The 21,888-nt window shown below is 67.5% G+C and carries 14 protein-coding genes; 9 read left to right on the forward strand and 5 right to left on the reverse strand.

The features are described from left to right. Window positions 1–11: 11 nt before the first annotated feature. Window positions 12–800 carry a YfaP family protein gene (locus FFS62_RS21845; protein ID WP_137974969.1) on the reverse strand — a complete coding sequence of 263 codons (789 nt, stop codon included), beginning with the start codon at window positions 798–800 and terminating at the stop codon, window positions 12–14. A gap of 288 nt (window positions 801–1,088) precedes the next feature. Here FFS62_RS21845 and FFS62_RS21850 point away from each other — a divergent pair, with 288 nt between their 5' ends. Continuing rightward, the gene (locus FFS62_RS21850) at window positions 1,089–6,923 is read left to right on the forward strand and encodes an alpha-2-macroglobulin (RefSeq protein WP_137974970.1); all 5,835 of its coding nucleotides are present in this window, start codon (window positions 1,089–1,091) and stop codon (window positions 6,921–6,923) included. Between the two features lie 44 nt (window positions 6,924–6,967). After that, window positions 6,968–9,271: a penicillin-binding protein 1C gene (gene pbpC / locus FFS62_RS21855; protein ID WP_137974971.1), complete on the forward strand. Its 2,304-nt coding sequence runs from the start codon at window positions 6,968–6,970 to the stop codon at window positions 9,269–9,271. Window positions 9,272–9,427: 156 nt separating this feature from the next. Here the strand turns inward: pbpC and FFS62_RS21860 are convergent, their stop codons facing one another. The 3 genes from FFS62_RS21860 to FFS62_RS21870 all read right to left on the reverse strand — a co-directional run bounded on the left by FFS62_RS21860 (window position 9,428) and on the right by FFS62_RS21870 (window position 12,318). Further along, window positions 9,428–10,369 carry an AEC family transporter gene (locus FFS62_RS21860; RefSeq protein ID WP_137974972.1) on the reverse strand — a complete coding sequence of 314 codons (942 nt, stop codon included), beginning with the start codon at window positions 10,367–10,369 and terminating at the stop codon, window positions 9,428–9,430. Between the two features lie 124 nt (window positions 10,370–10,493). After that, window positions 10,494–11,054 (reverse strand): response regulator transcription factor, encoded by a 561-nt coding sequence (locus FFS62_RS21865; protein ID WP_137974973.1) that lies wholly within the window; start codon window positions 11,052–11,054, stop codon window positions 10,494–10,496. After that, window positions 11,047–12,318 carry an ATP-binding protein gene (locus FFS62_RS21870; RefSeq protein WP_137974974.1) on the reverse strand — a complete coding sequence of 424 codons (1,272 nt, stop codon included), beginning with the start codon at window positions 12,316–12,318 and terminating at the stop codon, window positions 11,047–11,049. The genes FFS62_RS21865 and FFS62_RS21870 overlap by 8 nt, the downstream gene beginning before the upstream one ends. Window positions 12,319–12,520: 202 nt before the next feature. On the opposite strand from FFS62_RS21870, the gene FFS62_RS21875 reads away from it, so the two are divergent. The 7 genes from FFS62_RS21875 to FFS62_RS21905 all read left to right on the forward strand — a co-directional run bounded on the left by FFS62_RS21875 (window position 12,521) and on the right by FFS62_RS21905 (window position 20,724). Continuing rightward, complete coding sequence (locus FFS62_RS21875) at window positions 12,521–13,234, forward strand: SIMPL domain-containing protein (protein WP_137974975.1); 714 nt, start codon at window positions 12,521–12,523, stop codon at window positions 13,232–13,234. A gap of 213 nt (window positions 13,235–13,447) precedes the next feature. After that, window positions 13,448–15,049, forward strand: a complete 1,602-nt coding sequence (locus tag FFS62_RS21880; protein WP_137974976.1) for an ABC transporter substrate-binding protein — start codon at window positions 13,448–13,450, stop codon at window positions 15,047–15,049. Window positions 15,050–15,103: 54 nt separating this feature from the next. Continuing rightward, on the forward strand, window positions 15,104–16,687 hold the full coding sequence (locus FFS62_RS21885) for an ABC transporter substrate-binding protein (RefSeq protein WP_137974977.1): 1,584 nt from the start codon (window positions 15,104–15,106) through the stop codon (window positions 16,685–16,687). A gap of 54 nt (window positions 16,688–16,741) precedes the next feature. After that, entirely contained in the window at window positions 16,742–17,752 is a 1,011-nt protein-coding gene (locus FFS62_RS21890) for an ABC transporter permease subunit (RefSeq protein WP_137974978.1), read from the forward strand. Between the two features lie 12 nt (window positions 17,753–17,764). Then, window positions 17,765–18,676, forward strand: a complete 912-nt coding sequence (locus FFS62_RS21895) for an ABC transporter permease subunit (RefSeq protein WP_137974979.1) — start codon at window positions 17,765–17,767, stop codon at window positions 18,674–18,676. Window positions 18,677–18,778: 102 nt separating this feature from the next. Next, window positions 18,779–19,753: an ABC transporter ATP-binding protein gene (locus FFS62_RS21900; protein WP_137974980.1), complete on the forward strand. Its 975-nt coding sequence runs from the start codon at window positions 18,779–18,781 to the stop codon at window positions 19,751–19,753. Then, complete coding sequence (locus FFS62_RS21905; protein WP_137974981.1) at window positions 19,753–20,724, forward strand: peptide ABC transporter ATP-binding protein; 972 nt, start codon at window positions 19,753–19,755, stop codon at window positions 20,722–20,724. The genes FFS62_RS21900 and FFS62_RS21905 overlap by 1 nt, the downstream gene beginning before the upstream one ends. Window positions 20,725–20,729: 5 nt before the next feature. On the opposite strand, the gene FFS62_RS21910 is transcribed toward FFS62_RS21905, so the two are convergent. After that, window positions 20,730–21,824, reverse strand: coding sequence for an ABC transporter substrate-binding protein (locus FFS62_RS21910; protein WP_171016387.1), 1,095 nt, complete (start codon window positions 21,822–21,824; stop codon window positions 20,730–20,732). Between the last annotated feature and the right edge of the window lie 64 nt (window positions 21,825–21,888).

Consider the following 21,888-nt stretch of genomic DNA (forward strand, 5'->3'; position numbering starts at 1 on the left):
CGCGGGAGCGTTCAGTAGTTGAAGGACTTCACCGGCAGCAATTCGCCGATGGTGCGCAGCGGCACGACGAAGGTCTCGCGCCGCTCGTTGACGGTGTTCTCGTTGAATACCAGGCTGATCTGCGAGGTGATCACCTCGTTCTGGTTGCTGCCGGCCTGGAAGTTGTAGCCCTGGCTGCCCAGGTTGCCCCAGTAGTTGACGTATACCAGGTAGGTGCCATGCAGCGGCGCGGTCATGCTGAACATCTCCGGGCCGGGGCCGTCGACGCTGTCCACGTCGAGGCCGCCGCCGTTGCTCATCACCGGGTCGGCCCAGAAGGCGTGCTGGCCGTCGGGGGTGATCACGTGCAGGTCGAGCTCGGCCTTGGGGTCGTCCCAGCCGAGGACGATGCGCACCCGCGCCGGAGTCTTCAGGTTGTTGGCTTCATAGAACTGCACGCGGCGCAGCGGTTTGCCGTCGGCGCGTAGTTCGACGCTGTTGGAACCGGCGCCGAAATTGTAGGGGCGGACGAAGCGGCCCTCGGCGTCGGTATATAGAGGGAGGGGATTGCCGTTGACCGCCAGCACATACGGCTGACGCAGACCCTGAGTGCCTTCCAGCTTGCCGACGATCAGGCTGCGGCCGCGCTGGCCGCCGCGATCGATGGGCGGCGTCGGGTAGGCGACGCGGGCATCGGCCGAGCGTTCCAGCAAGCCGTCATGGCGCCAGCCGGCCGTGGGGCCTTCGAGGCTGGCGGAGGGATCTGCCCAGGCAACCGATGCCACTAGCATCAGGCTCGCCGACAACAGCAGGGGGCGCATGATTAATCCTTTAAAGGCGCTAAGTTGCCAAGGCTAGCGATTGACACGACTCCTTACAATCACCAGTCGCCGCAGCCGCCTGGAGTTTGGCAGCCAGTCACATTCACGCCGCTCTCCGCGCGCTTTTACCGCCCCGCGGCGAGCGTGACAGCAATCACAAATCGGCAGAATTCTGTTTCTTCGGCCAGCTCTTCGGTGGAGCCGGAAAGCGCATAATCCGCCCGCCGATTGCCAGTACATTCGGTGCCGCTGGCGCAATGCCCGCACTCACCATCTGCAGGGATGCATATGTTCACCTCGCTCGTAGCGGTGTCCCGCCGCGCTTTCGCGTTTGTCTCTTTTATCGTTCTCGGTGTGCTGCGCCTGGCGCGCTGGCTGCTTTCTGCCCTGGTCGGTAGCTGGCAGCCACCGCTGTGGCTGCGCAAGCTGTGGCAGGGCCTATGCGCCTGCGGCCGCTGGCTATGCGCACGCCCCGGCAAGACTGCCGCAGGCCTGGCCGTGCTGGCCCTGCTCGGTGGCGCCGGCGCCTACGCCTGGCACTGGTACCAGAACCTGCCGGTGCCGCACACCGTGGCCTACTCGGTGCACGCACCGAACCTGACCGGCTACCAGCACGAACCGATCAGCATCGACACCCTACGCGTCGACTTCCACGAATCCGCCGCCCCGCTGGACGCGATCGGCAAGGAGGTCCACGAGGGCATCAGCCTGCAGCCGGCCGTCAAGGGCGCCTGGCACTGGGCCAACGACCGCAGCCTGGTGTTCACCCCGGCCGCCGACTGGCCGATCGACCAGGCTTATCAGGTCACCCTGAATGAAGAGGGCCTGCTGGCCGACGGTGTGCTGCTCGACCGCTATCAATTCGATCTGCGTACCCAGCCGTTCACCGCCAGCATGGCCGGCCACGAGCTGTATCAGGATCCGGTGGTGCCGAGCCTGAAGAAGCTGGTGGCGACCATCAACTTCTCCCACCCGGTCGACGAGGAATCCTTCCGCCAGCGCGTTTCCATCGCCCTGGACCGTGGCCTGGAATATCGCGACAAGGATGTGGCGCCAACCCCGGAAATCAGCTTCGCCAAGAACAAGCTGGCCGCCTACGTGCACTCAGCGCCGCTGGCCACTCCCCTGGAAACCACCGGCGTCAGCCTGCGGGTAGAGAAAGGCATCCAGGCCCGCGACGGTGGCAATGCCAGCGCCCAGCCACTGCAGGCCGCGGTCAGCGTACCGGGGCGATATCGCCTGACCTTCAGCGCCAGCAATATCCAGTTCGTCGACAACGACCGTGGCGAACCGGAGCCGGTGCTGATGTTCAGCAGCTCCAGCGCGGTGAGCGACGAGGCCATCGCCAAGCAGGTGCAGGTCTGGCTGTTGCCCGCGCGCGACAGCCAGGGCAGCGAGTACTGGGACGAGTCGGAAGTCGACGAACAGACCCTGGCCCGCGCCGAGCGCGTGAAGCTGACCCAGGTGCCCAGCGTCGAGCCGCTGAACAGCCTGCACGCCTTCAAGTTCAAGGCCGAACCGGGGCGCTACCTCTATGTGAAGGTGGCAGCCAAGGTCGAGGCGGTCGGTGGCTACCTGGCCAAGGACCCGACCTACAACCTGCTGCAGATGCCCAAGTACCCGCGCGCCCTGGCCTTCCTCTCCGAAGGTGCACTGCTCAGTCTCAATGGTGAGAAGCAGCTGGGCATCCTCGGACGCGGCGTGCCCGGCGCCCAGGTGGAGATCTCGCGCCTGCTGCCCAACCAGCTGCATCACCTGGTGGACCAGAACTACGGCAGTTTCGCCCGCCCCGAAATTTCCAATGGCTACTTCGACCGCCTGGTGGAGCGGATGGAGGTCAAGCTGTCGCTGGACGCCAGCGATCCCTCGAAGACCCAGTACAGCCATGTCGACCTGGCGCCCTACCTGAATGCCGACGGCGGCCGCCGCGGCATCTTCGTGATCAAGCTGAGCTCCGAGGATGACCCGAGCCAGGACACCTTCGATTACTACTACGACGACAACCCGACCCGCGACCTGCGCTTCGTGGTGGTCACCGACCTCGGCATCATCGCCAAACGCAGCAGCGACGGCAGCCACGACTTGTTCGTCCAGTCGATCAGCCAGGGCGGCGCGGTAGCCGGCGCCGAGGTGCAGATCCTCGGCCGCAACGGCCTGCCGGTGGCCAGCGCCTATACCGACGGCAACGGCCAGGCGCACTTCGCCAAGCTCGACGAGCTGCGCCGCGAGAAGACCCCGCTGATGTACGTGGTCAATTACGGCAACGACCAGTCCTTCCTGCCGGTGGCGGCCAGCCAGCACCGCCTCGACCTGTCGCGCTTCGACATCGGAGGGCAGTATGAGAACGGCGAGCCGGACCGCCTCGGCGCCTATCTGTTCAGCGACCGCGGCCTGTATCGCCCGGGCGAGACCGCGCACCTGGGCATGATCGTCCGCACCGCCAACTGGAGCGGCCAGCTGCAGGGCCTGCCGGTGGAACTGGACGTACGCGACCCGCGCGGCCAGAGCGTGCTGCGCCAGCAGCTGAAGCTTTCCGCCAGCGGCTTCGAGAGCATCGATTTCCACAGCAGCGAGGCCGCTCCGGCCGGCACCTACACCGCCACCCTGAGCCTGATCGACGAAGACGAGCAGCGCACCGCGCTGGGCAATGTCGACTTCAAGGTGCGCGACTTCGAGCCAGACCGCATGAAGGTCAGCGCCACCCTGGCCAAGGCCCCGGTGAAGGGCTGGATCGCCCCCGAGCAGGTCGAGGCCAAGATCAAGGCCATGCATCTGTTCGGCGCGCCGGCCTCCGGCCGTCGGGTCACCGCCGAGATGACCCTGTCGCCGGCCTACGCGGCGTTCGAGCAGTACGCCGACTATCGCTTCCGCATCACCAACTCGCTGAACGACAGCAGCACCGAGGAACTGGAGGAAGGCCAGACCGACGACAACGGCGAAACCAGCCCCGACCTGCGCCTGGACCGCTACGCCGCCAGCACCTATCGCCTGAGCCTGCTGGCCAGGGTGTTCGAGGCCGAGGGTGGGCACAACGTCGCCGCCCAGAGCAGCCTGATGGTGTCGTCCGCACCCTGGCTGGCGGGGGTCAAGAGCGTCGACTCGCTGGACTACGTAAGCAAGGGCGCCAAGCGCGAAGTCGAGTGGCTGGCCATCGGCCCCGACCTCAAGCCACTGGCAGTGGACGGCCTGTCCACCGAGCTGGTCGAGCACCGCTACGTGTCGGTGCTGGTCAAGCAGTCCAACGGTACCTACAAGTACCAGTCGCGGATCAAGAACATCCCGCTGGGCAGCCAGCCGCTGAACATTGCCGCCAGCGGTACCAAGCTGACGCTGAACACCAGCGAGCCCGGCGACTTCACCTTGACCCTCAAGGCCGCCGACGGCACGCCGCTGAACCAGGTCGACTACAGCGTCGCCGGCCACGGCAACGCCAGCCGCTCGCTGGAGCGCAACGCCGAGCTGCAGCTGCGCCTGAACCAGGATGCCTACGCCCAGGGCGACGAGGTCGAGATCAGCATCCGCGCGCCCTACACCGGCGCCGGCCTGATCACCATCGAGCGCGACAAGGTCTACGCCCACCAGTGGTTCAAGGCCGACAGCACCAGCAGCGTGCAACGCATCCGCCTGCCCGCAGAGCTGGAAGGCAACGCCTACGTCAACGTGCAGTTCGTCCGCGACAGCGCCTCGCCCGAGGTGTACATGAGTCCGCTGTCCTACGGCGTGGCGCCGCTGCGCATCAAGCTGGACGCGCGGCGCATCCCGCTGCAGGTCAGCGCCGCCGAGCACATCGAGCCGGGCCAGGCGCTGGACATCAAGGTCAGCACCGACCGCCCCGGCCGCGCCGTGGTCTACGCCATCGACGAAGGCATCCTGCAGGTCGCGCGCTACAAGGCGCCGGACCCGCTGGCGCAGTTCTTCCAGAAACGCGCCCTGGAAGTGCAGACCAGCCAGATCCTCGACCTGTTGCTACCCGAGTTCAGCCGCCTGCTCGACGCCTCGGCCGCCGGTGGTGACGGCGAGGACCTGCTCGGCGCCCACCTCAACCCGTTCAAGCGCAAGCGCAAGCCGCCGGTGGCCTACTGGTCCGGCCTAGTCGACCTGCAAGCCGGCGACAACGACTTCCGCTACGACGTGCCGGACTACTTCAACGGCAAGCTGCACTTGTTCGTGGTGGCGGTGGACGACGCCCGTATCGGCGTGGTCGAAGGCGCCACCGAAGTGCGCGGACCGCTGGTGATCACGCCCAACGTGCCCGCCTTCGTCGCCCCCGGTGACCTGTTCAAGGTCAGTGCCGGGGTGTTCAGCAACCTGGAGCAGCCGACCACCGTCAAGGTCAGCGTGGAAACCAGCGCCGGGCTGAAGATGAAATCCATCGACCAGGCCGAGCTGCAGCTGGCTCCGCGCAAGGAAGGCGTGGTGGAAATCGACCTGCTGGCCCAGGAAAACCTGGGCTCGGCGGACATGACCTTCGTCGCCACCCTACCCGACGGCCGCCGCGTGAAGATCGGCGAGACCACCTCGGTACGCCCGCTGGTCGAGCGCCGCGTGGCCCTGACCCTGGGCCGCACGGAAGACGCCAGCGGCGAGGTGCAGGTCAGCCGCGACCTCTACCCGCAGCTGCGTGACGTGCGCTTCGCCGCCGCCGGCTCGCCGCTGGTCTGGGCCAGCGGCCTGCAGAGTTACCTGGACGACTACGGCTACAGCTGCACCGAGCAACTGGTGTCCAAGGCCATGCCAGCGCTGGTCTGGGGCAGCTCGGCCACGGGTGTCGACCCGCAGGCGGTGCCGTCCTTCGACAACGCCGTGCGCATCCTGCGCTCGCGGCAGAACCTGGAAGGCGGCTTCGGCCTGTGGGCGGCCAACCCGCAGGTGGCGCCGTTCGCCAGCCTCTACGCCACCGACTTCCTGATCGAAGCCAAGGAGCGCAACTTCGCGGTGCCGGGCGACCTGCTCAATCGCGCCAACGGCTACCTCTCGCAACTGGCCAACGGCCCCAGCGAAGGTCTGGAGGAGCTGCGCAACCGCGCCTATGCCGCCTACCTGTTGACCCGCCAGGGCGTGGTCACCAGCGGCGCGCTGGCCGATATCCGCGAGCGCTACGAGACCTACCACCGCAAGAACTGGCAGCAGGACATCGGGGCTGCCTATCTGGCCGCCAGCTATAAGCTGCTGAAGCAGGACAAGCAGGCCGACAAGCTGTTCGCCGAACAGGTGTGGCGCAATCTGGAGAAGGGCTGGAGCAGCTACGGCCTGTACTACGACCCGCTGGTGCACGACGCCGAGCACCTGCGCCTGCTGGCCAAGCACTTCCCCGCCGAGCTGGACGAGGTACCAGTGAAGCTGCTCGACGCCCTGGGCCAGCGCCTCAACGAACAGCGCTACAACTCCCTGTCCGCCGCCCTGTTGCTGCGGGCGCTGGACAGCTACGGCGAGCGCGCCGAGAACGGCCTCAACCTGCGCGTCAGCGCCTGGCTGGGCAAGCAGGGCGAACAGCCGCTGCAGCTGAGTGGCAAGCCGCCGGTCAGCGACGTGCCGCAGGCGGCCAAGATGCTGTTGCTGCGCAAAGACGGCGACGCGCCGGTGTTCTACATGCTCAGCGAAGGCGGCTACGACCGCGGCGCACCGGACAAGGTGCTGGCCGATGGCCTGGAGATCAGCCACGAGTACACCGACCTGAACGGCGAGCCGGTCAAGCAGGTCAGCGTCGGCGACGAGTTCCTGGTATGCCTGCGCCTGCGCGCCAAGAACTTCGACCAGGTGCAGCAAGTGGCCGTGGTCGACCTGCTGCCGGGCGGCACCGAGCCGGTGTACAACCAGCCGGCGCCGGTCACCGAGCCCAGCGAGGAAGACGAGTACGCCGAGGAAGAGGCCGAGGAGCCGAGCTGGCAGCCGCCGGTGGGTGAGCCGGGCAAGAGCGACTGGTCGCCCGAGTTCGCCGATGTGCGCGACGACCGCGTGGTGCTTTACGGCACCGTCTATCGCGACGCCGCCACCTTCGTCTACCGCGTGCGCGCCACCAACGCCGGCACCTTCGGCACGCCGCCGGCCTATGCCGAAGGCATGTACGACACCACCCAGCAGGCCCGCGGCAAGGCCGGCCAGCTGACCATCGTCAAACCCTGAACCAGCGGCCCTCCTCCGCGAGGGCCGCTTCCTTTTGAAGCGCCATGTCCCGACTGAAACGCTGTCTGTCCGGCCTCGGCCTGTTCCTCCTGCTGCTCGCGGCGCTGCGCCTGTGGCCGCATGCGCCGCTGCGCGAGGCGGCGCCGCTGTCGCGCATGGTGCTGGCGGAGAACGGCGAACTGCTGCGCATGACCCTGGCCGGCGACGGCCAGTACCGCCTGTGGGTGCCGCTGGAGCGCATCGCCCCGGCCATGGTCGAGGCGCTGCTGCTCAAGGAAGACCGCCACTTCTACCGGCATCCGGGCGTCGATCCCACGGCGCTGGTGCGCGCGGCCATGGCCACCTACGGCGGCGGCATGCGCCAGGGTGGCTCGACCCTGAGCATGCAGCTGGCCAGGCGCCTGTACGACCTCAACTCGCGGCAGATTCCCGGCAAGCTGCAGCAGATCGCCCTGGCCCTGTGGATCGAGGCGCGCCACAGCAAGCACGACATCCTCGAGGCCTACCTCAACCTGGCGCCCATGGGCGGCAACATCGAGGGCGTCGAGGCGGCCAGCCGCATCTACTTCGCCAAGGCGGCGGCGCAGCTGTCGCTCAGCGAGGCCCTGGCCCTGGCCGTGATTCCCCAGCAGCCTGGCCGCGGCCAGTTCGGCCCGGCGCTGCAGCGCGCGCGCCTGCAGCTGATGGCCCAGTGGCGCCGCGAGCATGCCGACGACCCGCGCAACGACGGCCTGCTGGAGCTGCCATTGCAGGCGCGCACCCGGCGCCAGCTGGCGTTCCGCGCGCCGCACCTGAGCGAGCAGCTGCTGGCCAGCCACGAGGGCAGCGAGCTGCACAGCACCCTCGATCCGCGCCTGCAGCAGCGCCTGGAACAACTGGTCGGCCAGTTCGTCGCCGACCGGCGCAAACTGGGCGTGCGCAACGCCACGGCGATCCTGGTGGACAGCCGCGATCAGGCGGTGAAGGCACTGGTGGGCTCGGCCGACTACTTCGATGCCAGCATCCAGGGCCAGGTCAACGGCGTGCAGGCTCGCCGCTCTCCGGGATCGACGCTCAAGCCATTCCTCTACGGCCTGGCCCTGGACCAGGGCGTGATCCAGCCGATGAGCATCCTCAAGGACGCGCCCAGCGCCTTCGGCGCCTTCCAGCCGGAAAACTTCGACGGCAAGTTCGCCGGCCCGCTGACCGCCCAGGACGCGCTGATCCGCAGCCGCAACGTGCCGGCCGTGTGGCTGGCCAGCCAGCTCAGGCAGCCATCGCTGCACGGCCTGCTGCAGCGCGCCGGCATCCAGGGCCTGCGCGAGGAGGAGTTCTACGGCCTGGCCCTGGCTCTGGGCGGCGGCGAGCTGACCCCGGCCGAACTGGCCAGGTTGTATCTAATGCTGGCCGGCGACGGCCGCCTGCGTCCACTGCGCTGGACCCGCGAGGACAAAAGCGAACCGGGCGCCCAGCTGCTGTCGCCGCAGGCGGCCTTCACGGTCCGCGACATGCTGCGCCACAACCCGCGCCCGGACGGCCTGCCCGCCGATGCCCGCGGCCGCGACTGGCCGGTGGCCTGGAAGACCGGCACCTCCTGGGGCTTCCACGATGCCTGGAGCGCCGGCCTGGTCGGGCCCTACGTGCTGGTGGTGTGGGTCGGCAATTTCGACGCCACGCCGAACCCGGCCTTCGTCGGCATCAAGACCGCCGCGCCGCTGTTCTTCCGCATCGCCGATGCCCTGCCGCTGGCCCTGCCGGAGGTGCGCGCACCGGTCGACCGGCCGCCGGCGGGGCTGGCCCGCGTCGAGGTCTGCGCCGCCTCCGGCGAGCTGCCCAACCGCTGGTGCCCGCAGACCCGCAAGACCTGGTATATCCCCGGCGTGTCGCCGATCCGCGTATCCGACCTGCACCGCCCGGTGATGGTCGATCGGCAGACCGGCAAGGCCGCCTGCCCGCCCATCGACCCGGCGACCAGCGAGCTGCAGGTGTTCGAGTTCTGGCCATCCGACCTGCAACGCCTGTTCGTCGACGCCGGTCTGCCCCGGCGCACGCCGCCGGACGCCCAGCGCGACTGCCAGGTGCAGGCCGCCATCGACACCAGCGAGGCGCCGCGCATCACCTCGCCGCTGACCCAGGTGACCTACAGCCTGCGCCTGTCGCAACCGCAGGAAAGCATCAGCCTAGCCGCCCATGCCGCCGCCGATGCCCGCCTGCTGTACTGGTTCGCCGACCACACCCTGGTCGGCCAGGGACCGCCACAGACCGCCCTGCAATGGCGGCCCGAGCGTTCGGGGCAATACCGCATTCGCGTCAGTGACGACCAGGGCCGCAGTGCCAGCCGGGCGCTGCAGGTAGAGTTCCTGCCGTAACCCGGTGGCCTGTAGCCCTGTAGCCCGGATGCAATCCGGGAAAGACGGCGCAGCGCTCGATGACCCCGGATTTCATCCGGGCTACGGTCACACAGGTAAATGGCCCTCTCCCCAGCCCTCTCCCGTAAACGGGAGAGGGAGTAGAGCCGCTGCCGCTCAGATCCAGCCGCCCCACTGCAGCACGAAGAGGCCGATGTTGGTGGTGACCACCGCCACCAGGGTGGTGAGCACGATGATCGCCGCCGCCAGTTCGTGGTTGCCGCCGGCCGCCCTGGCCATGACGAAGCTGGCCGCGGCCGTGGGGCTGGCGAAGTAGAGGAACAGGATGGCCAACTCGGCATTGCGGAAGCCGAGGGCGAAGGCGCCCAGCGTGGCGAGGCTCGGCAGCCAGACCATCTTCATCAGGCTGGCGCCGATGGCCAGGCCGCTGCTGGCGCGCAAGGAGGCCAGCGACAGGGTGCCGCCGATGCAGATCAGCGCCAGCGGCAGGGTCAGCTGGGCCAGGTATTCGCCGGAAGTGGTCAGCCAGGCCGGCAGGCGCACCTGCCAGTAGGCGAAGGGAATCGCCGCGAGCACGCCGAGGATCAGCGGATTGCGCAGGATGCCCTTGAGGATGCTCCAGGGGCTGGCCTTGCTGTTGGGGTTGTACACCTCGAGCACGATCACCGAGAGGGTGTTGTAGCTGAGGATCACCACCCCGCCGAGGATGCCGCCCAGCGACAGACCGTAGTCGCCGTAGAGGCTGGTGGCCAGGGCCAGGCCGATGATGCCGTTGTTGCCACGGAACGAGCCCTGCACGAACACGCCACGTTCGGCCCGCGGCACCCGCAGCAGGGCCCAGCCCCAGGCCAGCAGGAAACCGAGCACGGTGGCCAGCAGGAAGTAGCCGAGCACTGCCGGCTGCAGCGCGGTATTCAGGTCGGCGTGCAGGATCGCGAGGAACAGCATGACCGGCATGCTGACGTTGAACACCAGGGCCGAGGCGGTGTTGATGAAGTGGCCGTCGATCAGGGCCAGGCGCTTGAGCGCCACCCCGAGGAACAGCATGGAGAACACCGGCGCGGTGATGGCGAGCGTCTGCTGGACAACGGCGAGCATGGCAGCCCCGACTACTTGATTAGGCGGCTAATGATAACCGCTGCAGTCGGGGAAAGGCTTTCACCAGGCTTTCAATGGCGCTCGTGCTCCGCGCAGCCATGCGCGGAGCGCGAACAGGAGTGGCTCAGCGGCGTACCGGGCGCTTCTGCAGCTTGCGCTGCAGGGTACGGCGGTGCATGCCGAGGGCGCGAGCGGTGGCGGAGATATTGCCGTCGTGCTCGGCCAGCACGCGCTGGATGTGCTCCCACTGCAGGCGGTCCACCGACATCGGGTTTTCCGGCACCAGGGTATTGAGGTCGGCATGCTCGGAGAGCAGCGCGGTGAGCACGTCGTCGGCGTCGGCCGGCTTGCACAGGTAGTTGGTGGCGCCGCGCTTGATCGCCTCCACGGCGGTGGCGATGCTCGAATAGCCGGTGAGGATCACCACGCGCATCTCCGGGTCCAGCTCCAGCAGCTTGGGCAGCAGCACCAGGCCGGAATCGCCTTCCATCTTCAGGTCGACCACGGCGTAGTCCGGCAGATCTTCCTTGGCCAGGACCAGGCCCTCCTCCGCCGAGTTGGCCACGCTCACGCGCAGGCCGCGGCGGTCCATGGCGCGGGCCATGACGCGGGTGAAGGTGGCGTCGTCGTCCACCAGCAGCAGGTGCGGCTGGTCTTCCTGATCGTGCAGTTGTTCGTCAGACATGCTCATCTCCAAGCCTCGGCAGCAGCAGTTCCGTCAGCGTGCCGCCCTCTTCGTGATTGTAGAGTTTCACCGAACCACCGGCCCGCGTCACGCTGGCCTGGCTGAGGAACAGGCCGAGGCCGAAGCCCTTGCCCTTGGTGGTGAAGAAGGGTTTGCCGATCTGCTCGGCGATGGCCAGCGGCACACCGGCGCCGTGATCGCGAATGCTCAGCTTGATCCAGCTCGCGTCCCAGTCCAGGCGGATGTCGAGCTTGTCCGGGCAGGCATCGGCGGCGTTGTTCAGCAGGTTGAGCAGGGCCTGGGTCAGGTCGGCCGGCGGCAACAGGCGCGGCACCGCACCGCCGCCCAGGCACTGGAAGCGATAGGTGGCCTCGGGGCGCATCAGGTGCCAGCGGTTGAGAGTCGCCTCCAGCCACTGCACGGCGGTCTGCTCGAACACCGCCTGGCGGCGATCGGCCTCGGCGGCGCGCACCAGGTGCTGCAGGGTCTCCTTGCACAGCTTGACCTGTTCCTGCAGCAGGGCCAGGTCGTCCTGCAGGGTCGGCTTGTCGCGGTATTCCTGGCGCAGCTCCTTGAGCAGCACGCTCATGGTCGCCAGCGGCGTGCCCAGCTCGTGGGCGGCGCCGGCGGCCTGGGTGGCCACGGCCAGCAGCTGCTGGTCGCGCATGCCCTCCTCGCGACGCAGCGCCTGCAGCTCGTCCTGGCGGCGCAGGGCGCCGGCCATCTTGACCACGAAGAAGGTGATGAAGGCGGCGGACAGCAGGAAGTTCAGCCACATGCCGAACAGGTGCAGGCTGATCAGCATCGCCTCGTGCTGCACGTTGTTCAGGTGCATCGGGTGGTACCAGATCAGCAGCGCCGTGTAGCCGGTGAGCGCCAACCCCGCGAGGAACATGGAATACAGCCAGGGCAGGGTCGCCGCGGCGATGGTCAGCGGCACCAGGTAGTAGGACACGAAGGGGTTGGTCGAGCCGCCGGAGAAGTACAGCAGCAGGCTGTGGATCACCAGGTCGCAGGCCAACTGCACCGTGTACTCCAGTTCGGTCACCGGCCACGGCCCACGCAGGCGCAGGGCGGTGAGCAGGCACAGGCCGAGGGACACGCCGAGGGTGATGCACAGCGGTAGCCAGGGCAGCGGCAGCAGGTCGGACAGGTAGGCGATGCCCACCGAGCCGGCCTGGGCGGCCAGCACCAGCAGGCGAATCAGGGTCAGGCGCCAGAGGTTCTGGCGGCTGGCGGACAGCAATTGGACGGGTGCGTACATAGAGGCTCCGGGCATGCCGGCGAGTATAACCAGAGGGCTTGGGTGGCCGCTGACCTGCGTCAACCGGACGCAGCGAGGCTCGCCTGCGAGCGAAGCCGCGAACGAGCCGGCAACTGGAAAAAGAAAACCTGCGAACAAGCTTTAACCCGAATAGTCTGACCACTTCGTCAAACACCAGGACAACCACCCGCAAGGAGTCCCCATGCACGCACTCAACCGTCTCGCCGCCACCGTCGCCCTCGGCCTGGCCACCCTCGCCAGCCTGCCGGCCATGGCCGACGAGCCGCGCTACAACCAGGTGTCGCTGCGCGCCGAAGTCAGCCAGGAAGTGGCCCATGACCGCATGTACGTCACCCTCTATACCGAGGCGCAGAGCGACGACCCGGCCGAGCTGGCCGCCGGCGTGACCAAGACCCTCAACGCCGCCATCGACAAGGCACGCAAGGTGCAGGGCGTGAAAGTCAGCCTGGGCAGCCGGCAGAGCTACCCGGTGTACGAGGACGAAGGCAGCAAGATCGGCGCCTGGCGCGAGCGCGCCGAACTGCGCCTGGAGAGCGCCGAGTTCGCCCGCCTGTCGCAGCTGTCAGCCGACCTGCTGGGCGAGCTGAAGATGGCGGAGATGAGCTTCGCCGTGGCCGAGGACAGCCGCAAGGCCAGCGAGGATCAGTTGATCAAGCAGGCGGTGAACGCCTTCAAGGCCCGCGCCCAGCTGGCCACCGAGGCCGTCGGCGGCAAGGGCTACAAGCTGGTCAGCCTGAGCCTCAACGGCAGCGGCTTCCAGCCGGTGATGCCGGTGGGCATCAGATCAGTATCAGGAGGATTCAGCAGCAAGGCGGATGCAGCTCCGCAGATCGAGGCCGGCACCAGCCGCGTGAGCATGAGCGCCGATGGCGTGATCGAGGTGCAGCTGCCCTGATCGGGAGCGATGGGCCACTGTGCGCGCAGTGGCCCATCGCCACATTTCCCGGTGAAATTTGCACAATTGCGACAAAGCATTACAGCTTCGTCACAGCTTCTACACTCATTGGCGTTTCATGCTTGCTCGCGGCATATGCCGTGCATAGCTTCACGCAAGGTGCCCACAAGGCATCCCCTCAAGGAACAAAACCAAAACAAACATGAGGTCAACATGCGTAAGAACGCCGTCATCCAGGCTCTTCTCGCCGCTGGGCTGATCGCCAGCGCCCCCTTCGCCAGCGCCGCCAGCAATCTGGTGTTCTGCTCCGAAGGCAGTCCCGCCGGTTTCGACCCGGGCCAGTACACCACCGGCACCGACTTCGATGCCGCCGCGGAAACCATGTTCAACCGTCTGAGCCAGTTCGAGCGTGGCGGTACCGCCGTGGTGCCGGGCCTGGCCGAGAAGTGGGACGTATCGGCCGACGGCCTGACCTACACCTTCCAGCTGCGCAAGGGCGTGAAGTTCCACACCACCGAGTACTTCAAGCCGACCCGCGAATTCAACGCCGATGACGTGCTGTTCACCTTCAATCGCATGCTCGACAAGGAGCATCCGTTCCGTAAGGCCTACCCCACCGAATTCCCCTACTTCACCGACATGGGCATGGACGCCAATATCGCCAAGCTGGAGAAGCTCGACGACCACAGCGTCAAGTTCACCCTGAATAGTGTGGATGCCGCCTTTATCCAGAACCTGGCGATGAGCTTCGCCTCGATCCAGTCCGCCGAGTACGCCGACCAGCTGCTCAAGGCCGGCAAGGCCGCCGACATCAACCAGAAGCCGATCGGCACCGGCCCGTTCGTGTTCAAGCGCTACCAGAAGGACGCGCAGATCCGCTTCACCGGCAACAAGGACTACTGGCTGCCGGAAGACGTGAAGATCGACAACCTGATCTTCGCCATCAACACCGATGCCTCGGTGCGCATGCAGAAGCTGAAGAAGGGCGAGTGCCAGATCACCCTGTTCCCGCGTCCGGCCGACCTGGAGTCGCTGAAGAAAGATGCCAACCTGAACATGCCGTCGCAGCCGGGCTTCAACCTCGGCTACATCGCCTACAACGTCACCCACAAGCCGTTCGACAAGCTCGAAGTGCGCCAGGCGCTGGACATGGCGGTGAACAAGCAGGCGATCATCGACGCCGTGTACCAGGGCGCCGGCCAGCTGGCGGTCAACGCCATGCCACCGACCCAGTGGTCCTACGACGAGAGCGTCAAGGACCCGGCCTATGATCCCGAGAAGGCCAAGACCCTGCTCAAGGCCGCCGGCATCGCCGAAGGCACCGAGATCACCCTGTGGGCCATGCCGGTGCAGCGCCCGTACAACCCCAACGCCAAGCTGATGGCCGAGATGCTCCAGGCCGACTGGGCGAAGATCGGCATCAAGGCCAAGATCGTCAGCTACGAATGGGGCGAGTACATGAAGCGCGCCAAGGGCGGCGAGCACGACGCCATGCTGATCGGCTGGAGCGGCGACAACGGTGACCCGGACAACTGGCTGGGCACCCTGTACGGCTGCGACGCGGTCGACGGCAACAACTTCTCCAAGTGGTGCTTCGAGGACTACGACAAGCTGGTCAAGGCCGCCAAGGCCACTTCCGACGTGGCCAAGCGTACCGAGCTGTACAAGCAGGCCCAGCACGTGCTCAAGGCCCAGGTGCCGATCACCCCGATCGCCCACTCCACCGTCTACCAACCGATGCGCAAGAACGTGCAGGACTTCAAGATCAGCCCGTTCGCGCTCAACTCCTTCTACGGCGTGGGCGTCGGCAAGTAAGCCGCGTAGGCCGGGCGGGCCTCCCGCCCGGCTTCCACTACAGAAGGATCGAGCATGCGCAGTCTCACCCTGCTCCTGGCGCTGTGCGCCAGCCTGCCGGCATTCGCCCAATCCCTGGTGGTGTGTTCCGAGGCCAGCCCGGAAGGGTTCGACATCGTCCAGTACACCGCTGCCACCACCGCCGACGCCTCGGCCGAGACGGTCTACGAGCGTCTGGTGCAGTTCGCCCCCGGCAGCACCCGCATCATCCCCGCCCTGGCCGAGAGCTGGGAGATCAGCGCCGACGGCCTGGTCTACACCTTCACCCTGCGCAAGGGTGTGCAGTTTCATGAAACGCCCTGGTTCAAGCCGAGCCGCGAGCTGAATGCCGACGACGTGCTGTGGAGCTTCCAGCGCCAGCGCGACCAGGATCACGACTGGCACGAGCTGGCCCCGCGCGGCTTCCCCTATTTCGAGGCCATGGGCTTCGCCGAGCTGATCGACGAGATCGAGGCGCTCGACGAACACCGCGTGCGCTTCACCCTGAAACACCCCGAGGCGCCCTTCCTGGCCGACCTGGCCATGGGCTTCACCTCCATCTATTCCGCCGAGTACGCCGAACAGCTGCTCGACGCCGAGACACCCGAGAAGCTCAACAGCCAGCCGATCGGCACCGGGCCCTTCGTCTTCGAGCGCTACGCCAAGGACGCCCAGGTACGCTTCGCCGGCAACCCGCACTACTGGGGCGGCAAGCCGGCGCTCGATCGCCTGTTGCTGGCCATCACCCCCGATCCGAACACGCGCATCCAGCAGCTCAAGGCCGGCGCCTGCCAGGTGGCCGTGTTCCCGCGGCCGAGCGACGTGCCCAAGCTGCGCGAGAACAAGGACCTGCTGGTGCCGGAGCTGGACTCGCTGCTCACCGCCTACGTGGCCATCAACACCCGGCACAAGCCGCTGGATGACGTGCGCGTGCGCCAGGCCATCAACCTGGCCTTCGACCGCCAGGCCTACCTGCGCGCCCAATACGGCGAGGGCAACGCCACCCTGGCCGCGGCGCCCTATCCGGCCACCCTGCTCGGCTACGACGAACGCCTGCAGCCCTGGCCCAAGGATGTGCAACGCGCCCGCCAGCTGCTGGCCGAGGCCGGTCATGAAAAGGGCCTGAAGCTGTCGATCTGGACCCGCCCCGGCGGCGGCCCGACCAATCCCAACCCGGGTATCGGCGCGCAGATGCTGCAGGCCGACCTGGCCGCCATCGGCATCGCCGCCGATATCCGCGTATTCGAGTGGGGCGAGCTGATCAAGCGCGCCAAGAACGGCGAGCACGACCTGGTGTTCATGGGCTGGGCCGGCGACAACGGCGACCCGGACAACTTCCTCACCCCCAACCTGTCCTGCGCCGCCGCCGAGAGTGGCGAGAATCAGGCCGGCTGGTGTCACAAGGAGTTCGACCAGCTGATCCGCGAGGCCCGCCGGGTCGCCGAGCCGGAGCGCCGCGCCGCGCTGTACCGCGAGGCGCTGGCGATCTTCCACCAGCAGGCGCCGTGGATCGCCCTCGCCCATCCCAAGCAGTTCGCCGTGCTGCGCAAGGATGTCGAGGGCTTCGTGCTCAGCCCGCTGGGCTCCAACAACTTCACCCATGTAAAGCGCAAGCCATAACAGCCGCGCCCCACGAAGGCGCGGGCTCAACCTGATGCGGAGTACCACAACGCAATGCTGTCCTTTATCGCCAGACGCCTGGGGCTGCTGATCCCCACCTTTTTCGGCGTCACCTTGCTGACCTTCGCGCTGATCCGTCTGATCCCCGGCGACCCCGTGGAAGTGATGATGGGCGAGCGCCGCGTCGACCCCGAGATGCACGCCGAGGCCATGCACCGCCTGGGCCTGGACAAGCCGCTGCCGGCCCAGTACCTGGACTACATCAGCAAGCTGGCCCAGGGCGACCTGGGCGAATCGCTGCGCACCCGCGAGGGCGTGTGGGACGAGTTCCTCACCCTGTTCCCGGCGACCCTGGAACTGTCCCTGGCGGCCCTGCTATTTGCCGGCACGCTCGGCGTCATAGCCGGGGTGATCGCCGCCCTCAAGCGCGGCTCGCTGTTCGACCACGGGGTGATGGGCGTGTCGCTGGCCGGCTACTCGATGCCGATCTTCTGGTGGGGCCTGCTGCTGATCATGTTCTTCTCGGTGTACCTGGGCTGGACGCCGGTGTCCGGGCGCATCGACCTGCTCTACGACATCGAGCCGAAGACCGGCTTCATGCTGATCGATACGCTCCTGAGCGAGGAGGAAGGCGCGTTCAAGGACGCCCTGATGCACCTGATCCTGCCGGCCATCGTGCTCGGCACCATTCCCCTGGCGGTGATCGCGCGCATGACCCGCTCGGCGATGCTCGAAGTGCTGCGCGAGGACTACATCCGCACCGCCCGCGCCAAGGGCCTGTCCCCGGCCCGTGTGGTGTTCGTGCATGGCCTGCGCAACGCGCTGATCCCGGTGCTCACCGTGTTCGGCCTGCAGGTCGGCACCCTGCTGGCCGGCGCCGTGCTGACCGAGACCATCTTCTCCTGGCCGGGCATCGGCAAATGGCTGATCGAGGCCATCGGCGCCCGCGACTACCCGGTGGTGCAGAACGGCATCCTGCTGATCGCCTGCCTGGTGATCCTGGTCAACTTCGTCGTGGACATCCTCTACGGCCTGGTTAACCCACGTATCCGCCATCAACGCTAAGGAGGCCCGCACATGACTCAATCCAACGCCGTGCCCGCCACCGAGCAGGCACTGTTCTACCCCTCGCCGCTGAAGGAATTCTGGCAGGCCTTCGCCCACAACAAGGGCGCCGTCGGCGGCCTGCTGTTCATGCTGGTCATCGTGTTCTGCGCGCTGTTTGCACCCTGGGTGGCACCCTTCGATCCCAGCGAGCAGTTCCGCGACGCCCTGCTCACGCCGCCGTCCTGGCTGGAGGGTGGACAGGCGCGCTTCCTGCTCGGCACGGACGAGCTGGGCCGCGACCTGCTCTCGCGGCTGATCCACGGCGCGCGCCTGTCGCTGATGATCGGCCTGGCCTCGGTACTGATGTCGCTGATCCCCGGCATCCTCATGGGCCTGGTCGCCGGCTTCTTCCCGCGCCTGCTCGGCCCCTCGATCATGCGCCTGATGGACATCATGCTGGCCCTGCCCTCGCTGCTGCTGGCCGTGGCCATCGTCGCCATCCTCGGCCCAGGCCTGATCAACACGGTGATCGCCATCGCCATCGTCTCGCTGCCCAGCTACGTGCGCCTGACCCGCGCAGCGGTGATGGGCGAGCTGAACCGCGACTACGTCACCGCCGCGCGCCTGGCCGGCGCCGGCCTGCCGCGACTGATGTTCGTCACCGTGCTGCCCAACTGCATGGCACCGCTGATCGTGCAGGCCACCCTGAGCTTCTCCTCGGCCATCCTAGACGCGGCGGCCCTGGGCTTCCTCGGCCTCGGCGTGCAACCGCCGACGCCCGAGTGGGGCACCATGCTGGCCTCGGCGCGCGACTACATCGAACGCGCCTGGTGGGTGGTGTCGCTGCCGGGGCTGACCATCCTGCTCAGCGTGCTGGCGATTAACCTGATGGGCGACGGGCTGCGCGATGCGCTCGACCCGAAACTGAAGAATGCGCAGTAAGGAGCCCGCCATGACCTTTCATGTAGCCCGGATGCAATCCGGGAATACCTCCGAGCTGGCCCACCCCGGATTGCATCCGGGCTACGAATCGGAGGCAGCCCTATGAGTCTGCTCGACATCCGCAACCTGTCCGTGCGCTTCGGCGCGACCGATGCCATACCGGTGGTCGACGGCCTCGACCTGTCCGTGAACAAGGGCGAAGTACTGGCCATCGTAGGCGAATCCGGCTCCGGCAAATCGGTGACCATGATGGCGCTGATGGGCCTGATCGACGCCCCCGGCATCGTGCGCGCCGACAGCCTGCGCTTCGACGGCCACGACATGCTCACTCTCAGGGGCCGGCAACGCCGCAAGGTGGTGGGCAAGGACCTGGCCATGGTGTTCCAGGACCCGATGACCGCGCTCAATCCCAGCTACACGGTGGGCTTCCAGATCGAGGAAGTGCTGCGCCAGCACCTCGGCCTCAAGGGCAAGGCCGCCCGCCTGCGCGCCCTGCAGCTGCTGGAGCGAGTGGAGATCCCCGGCGCTGCCAGCCGTCTCGACGCCTACCCGCACCAGCTCTCCGGCGGCATGAGTCAGCGCGTGGCGATCGCCATGGCCATCGCCGCCGAACCCAAGCTGCTGATCGCCGACGAGCCGACCACGGCGCTGGACGTGACCATCCAGGCGCAGATCATGGACCTGCTGCTGGACCTGCAACGCAGCGAGGGCATGGGCCTGGTGCTGATCACCCACGACCTGGCCGTGGTCGCCGAAACCGCCCAACGCGTGTGCGTGATGTACGCCGGGCAAGCGGTGGAGATCGGCAGCGTGCCGACCCTGTTCGACGCCCCGACCCACCCCTACACCGAGGCGCTGCTCAAGGCCATTCCCGAGCACAGCCTGGGCGCCGAGCGCCTGGCCACGCTGCCCGGCATAGTCCCCGGCCGCTACGACCGCCCCGTCGGCTGCCTGCTGTCGCCGCGCTGCCCCTACGCCCAGCCACACTGCCGCGAGCAGCGCCCGGCGCTGGAGCCGCATGTGCGCGGCGCGGTGCGCTGCTTCTACCCCCTCAACCTGACCGCGGAGGTGGCCTGATGAGCATCGTCCTCGAGGCCCGCGAGCTAACCCGTCATTACGAGATCTCCCGCGGCCTGTTCAAGCCCAACGCCCTGGTGCGCGCGCTCAACGGCGTGTCCTTCTCGCTGGAGGCCGGCAAGACCCTGGCGGTGGTCGGCGAGTCCGGCTGCGGCAAGTCGACCCTGGCCCGCGCCCTGACCCTGATCGAGGAGCCCAGCGCCGGCAGCCTGCAGATCGCCGGGCAGGAAGTGGCCGGCGCCGACAAGGCCCAGCGCAAGCAGCTGCGCCGCGACGTGCAGATGGTGTTCCAGAATCCCTATGCCTCGCTCAACCCGCGGCAGAAGATCGGCGACCAGTTGGCCGAGCCACTGCTGATCAATACCAGCCTGTCGCGCGCCGAACGCCGCGAGAAAGTGCAGACCATGATGCAGCAGGTGGGCCTGCGCCCCGAGCATTACCAGCGCTACCCGCACATGTTCTCCGGCGGCCAGCGCCAGCGCATTGCTCTGGCCCGAGCGATGATGCTGCAGCCCAAGGTGCTGGTGGCGGACGAGCCGACCTCGGCGCTGGACGTGTCGATCCAGGCCCAGGTGCTCAACCTGTTTATGGACTTACAAGAGCAATATCAGACCGGCTACGTGTTTATCTCGCACAACCTGGCGGTTGTGCAGCACGTGGCCGACGACGTGCTGGTGATGTACCTCGGCCGCCCGGCCGAGATGGGCCCGGCCGCGCTGATCTACGAGCGGCCGCTGCATCCCTACACCCGCGCCCTGCTCTCGGCCACCCCGGCGATCCATCCGGACCCGGCCAAGCCGAAGATCAAGATCGCCGGTGAGCTGCCCAACCCGCTCGACCCGCCGCCCGGCTGCGCCTTCCACCGGCGCTGCCCGCACGCCACCGAGCGTTGCCGCATGGAGGTGCCGGAACTGCGCCTGATAGATGCGCGCCAGGTGGCCTGCCACCACGCCGAGGAGATCGCCGGCTAGCGCCGTCAGGGCTGCTGCAACACCGGCACCGCCCGGCCCTGTTCGATGCGGGTCAGGTAGACCGCGTCCGAGCCCTGGTGGTCCTTGGGCCCGAAGCGGATGCGAAAGCCGCCGAGATCCAGGTCCATGGACTCCAGGGCCTCGACCAGCTGCGCCCGGGTCGGCTGCGGCCCGGTGCGGCGCAGCGCCTCCACCAGCACGGCAGCGCCGATATAGCCCTCCAGCGAGGCGTAACCGAGCGGGCCGCGCATGTCCGCCCGGTAGTCGCGCACCAGCGGCAGCCGCGTGTCGTCGGGCGACGGCACCACCTGGGAGATATATACGCCCTCGGCATCCGTACCGGCCTCGGCGATAAAACTGTCGGTGCCGACGAAGGACACGCTGAAGAAGCGCGCCTGCATGCCGAGGGCGCGGGCCTCGCGGATCGCCGCGGCCAGCTGTTTATAGGTGCCGACGAAGAAGATCGCCTGCGGCTGGCTCGGCAGCAGCTGGCGCACGGCCTCGCCGACCTCCAGCGAGTTGCGCAGGATGCGTGCCTCGCCCTCTACGCGCAGGCCGCGCTTGAGCAGCGCCCCGGCCAGGCCGCCCTTGACCGTTTCGCCGAAGGAGTCGTTCTGCATCAGCAGGGCGACACGGCTCAGCTTCAGCTCCTCGGTCATGTGCGCCGCCAACAATTCGGTTTCGGCGAAGTAGGAGGCGCGCACATTGAATACCCAGCGATGCAGCGGCTCGCGCAACACCTCGGCGCCGGAAAACGGAAACAGATAGGGCACGCCGGCCGCCAGCGTGGCCGGCATCGCGGCACGCGAGGTGGGCGTGCCGACATAGCCGAACAGGGCGAAGACGCGGCGGGAGGCGATCAGCTCTTCGGTCAGGCGAGCGGTACGCGCCGGCTCGTAGCCGTCATCGCGCACCACCAGGCTCAGGCGCCGGCCATGCACACCGCCGACAGCGTTGATCCGCTGAAAATAGGCCTGGGCGCCGGCCAGCATGCCCTTGCCGAGGTCGGCAGCCGGCCCGCTCTGGGCATTGACCATGCCCAGGTGCAGCTCCTTGGCGTCGACGCCCGTCTCGCCCCCCAGCGCAACACCACAGAACAAGGCAGATACAGCTAAACAGCACAACAGCCGTCGCAACATCTTCACGCTCCAGTCCCGTCGTTTC

The sequence above is a fragment of the Pseudomonas sp. F(2018) genome, assembly GCF_005508865.1.
Taxonomy (GTDB): domain Bacteria; phylum Pseudomonadota; class Gammaproteobacteria; order Pseudomonadales; family Pseudomonadaceae; genus Aquipseudomonas.

What these genes read in the sequence shown, in the direction of transcription:
- FFS62_RS21845 (WP_137974969.1), bottom strand. Translation starts at nt 800, where the DNA reads ATGCGCCCCCTGCTGTTGTCGGCGAGCCTGATGCTAGTGGCATCGGTT.
- FFS62_RS21850 (WP_137974970.1), top strand. Translation starts at nt 1,089, where the DNA reads ATGTTCACCTCGCTCGTAGCGGTGTCCCGCCGCGCTTTCGCGTTTGTC.
- pbpC (WP_137974971.1), top strand. Translation starts at nt 6,968, where the DNA reads ATGTCCCGACTGAAACGCTGTCTGTCCGGCCTCGGCCTGTTCCTCCTG.
- FFS62_RS21860 (WP_137974972.1), bottom strand. Translation starts at nt 10,369, where the DNA reads ATGCTCGCCGTTGTCCAGCAGACGCTCGCCATCACCGCGCCGGTGTTC.
- FFS62_RS21865 (WP_137974973.1), bottom strand. Translation starts at nt 11,054, where the DNA reads ATGTCTGACGAACAACTGCACGATCAGGAAGACCAGCCGCACCTGCTG.
- FFS62_RS21870 (WP_137974974.1), bottom strand. Translation starts at nt 12,318, where the DNA reads ATGTACGCACCCGTCCAATTGCTGTCCGCCAGCCGCCAGAACCTCTGG.
- FFS62_RS21875 (WP_137974975.1), top strand. Translation starts at nt 12,521, where the DNA reads ATGCACGCACTCAACCGTCTCGCCGCCACCGTCGCCCTCGGCCTGGCC.
- FFS62_RS21880 (WP_137974976.1), top strand. Translation starts at nt 13,448, where the DNA reads ATGCGTAAGAACGCCGTCATCCAGGCTCTTCTCGCCGCTGGGCTGATC.
- FFS62_RS21885 (WP_137974977.1), top strand. Translation starts at nt 15,104, where the DNA reads ATGCGCAGTCTCACCCTGCTCCTGGCGCTGTGCGCCAGCCTGCCGGCA.
- FFS62_RS21890 (WP_137974978.1), top strand. Translation starts at nt 16,742, where the DNA reads ATGCTGTCCTTTATCGCCAGACGCCTGGGGCTGCTGATCCCCACCTTT.
- FFS62_RS21895 (WP_137974979.1), top strand. Translation starts at nt 17,765, where the DNA reads ATGACTCAATCCAACGCCGTGCCCGCCACCGAGCAGGCACTGTTCTAC.
- FFS62_RS21900 (WP_137974980.1), top strand. Translation starts at nt 18,779, where the DNA reads ATGAGTCTGCTCGACATCCGCAACCTGTCCGTGCGCTTCGGCGCGACC.
- FFS62_RS21905 (WP_137974981.1), top strand. Translation starts at nt 19,753, where the DNA reads ATGAGCATCGTCCTCGAGGCCCGCGAGCTAACCCGTCATTACGAGATC.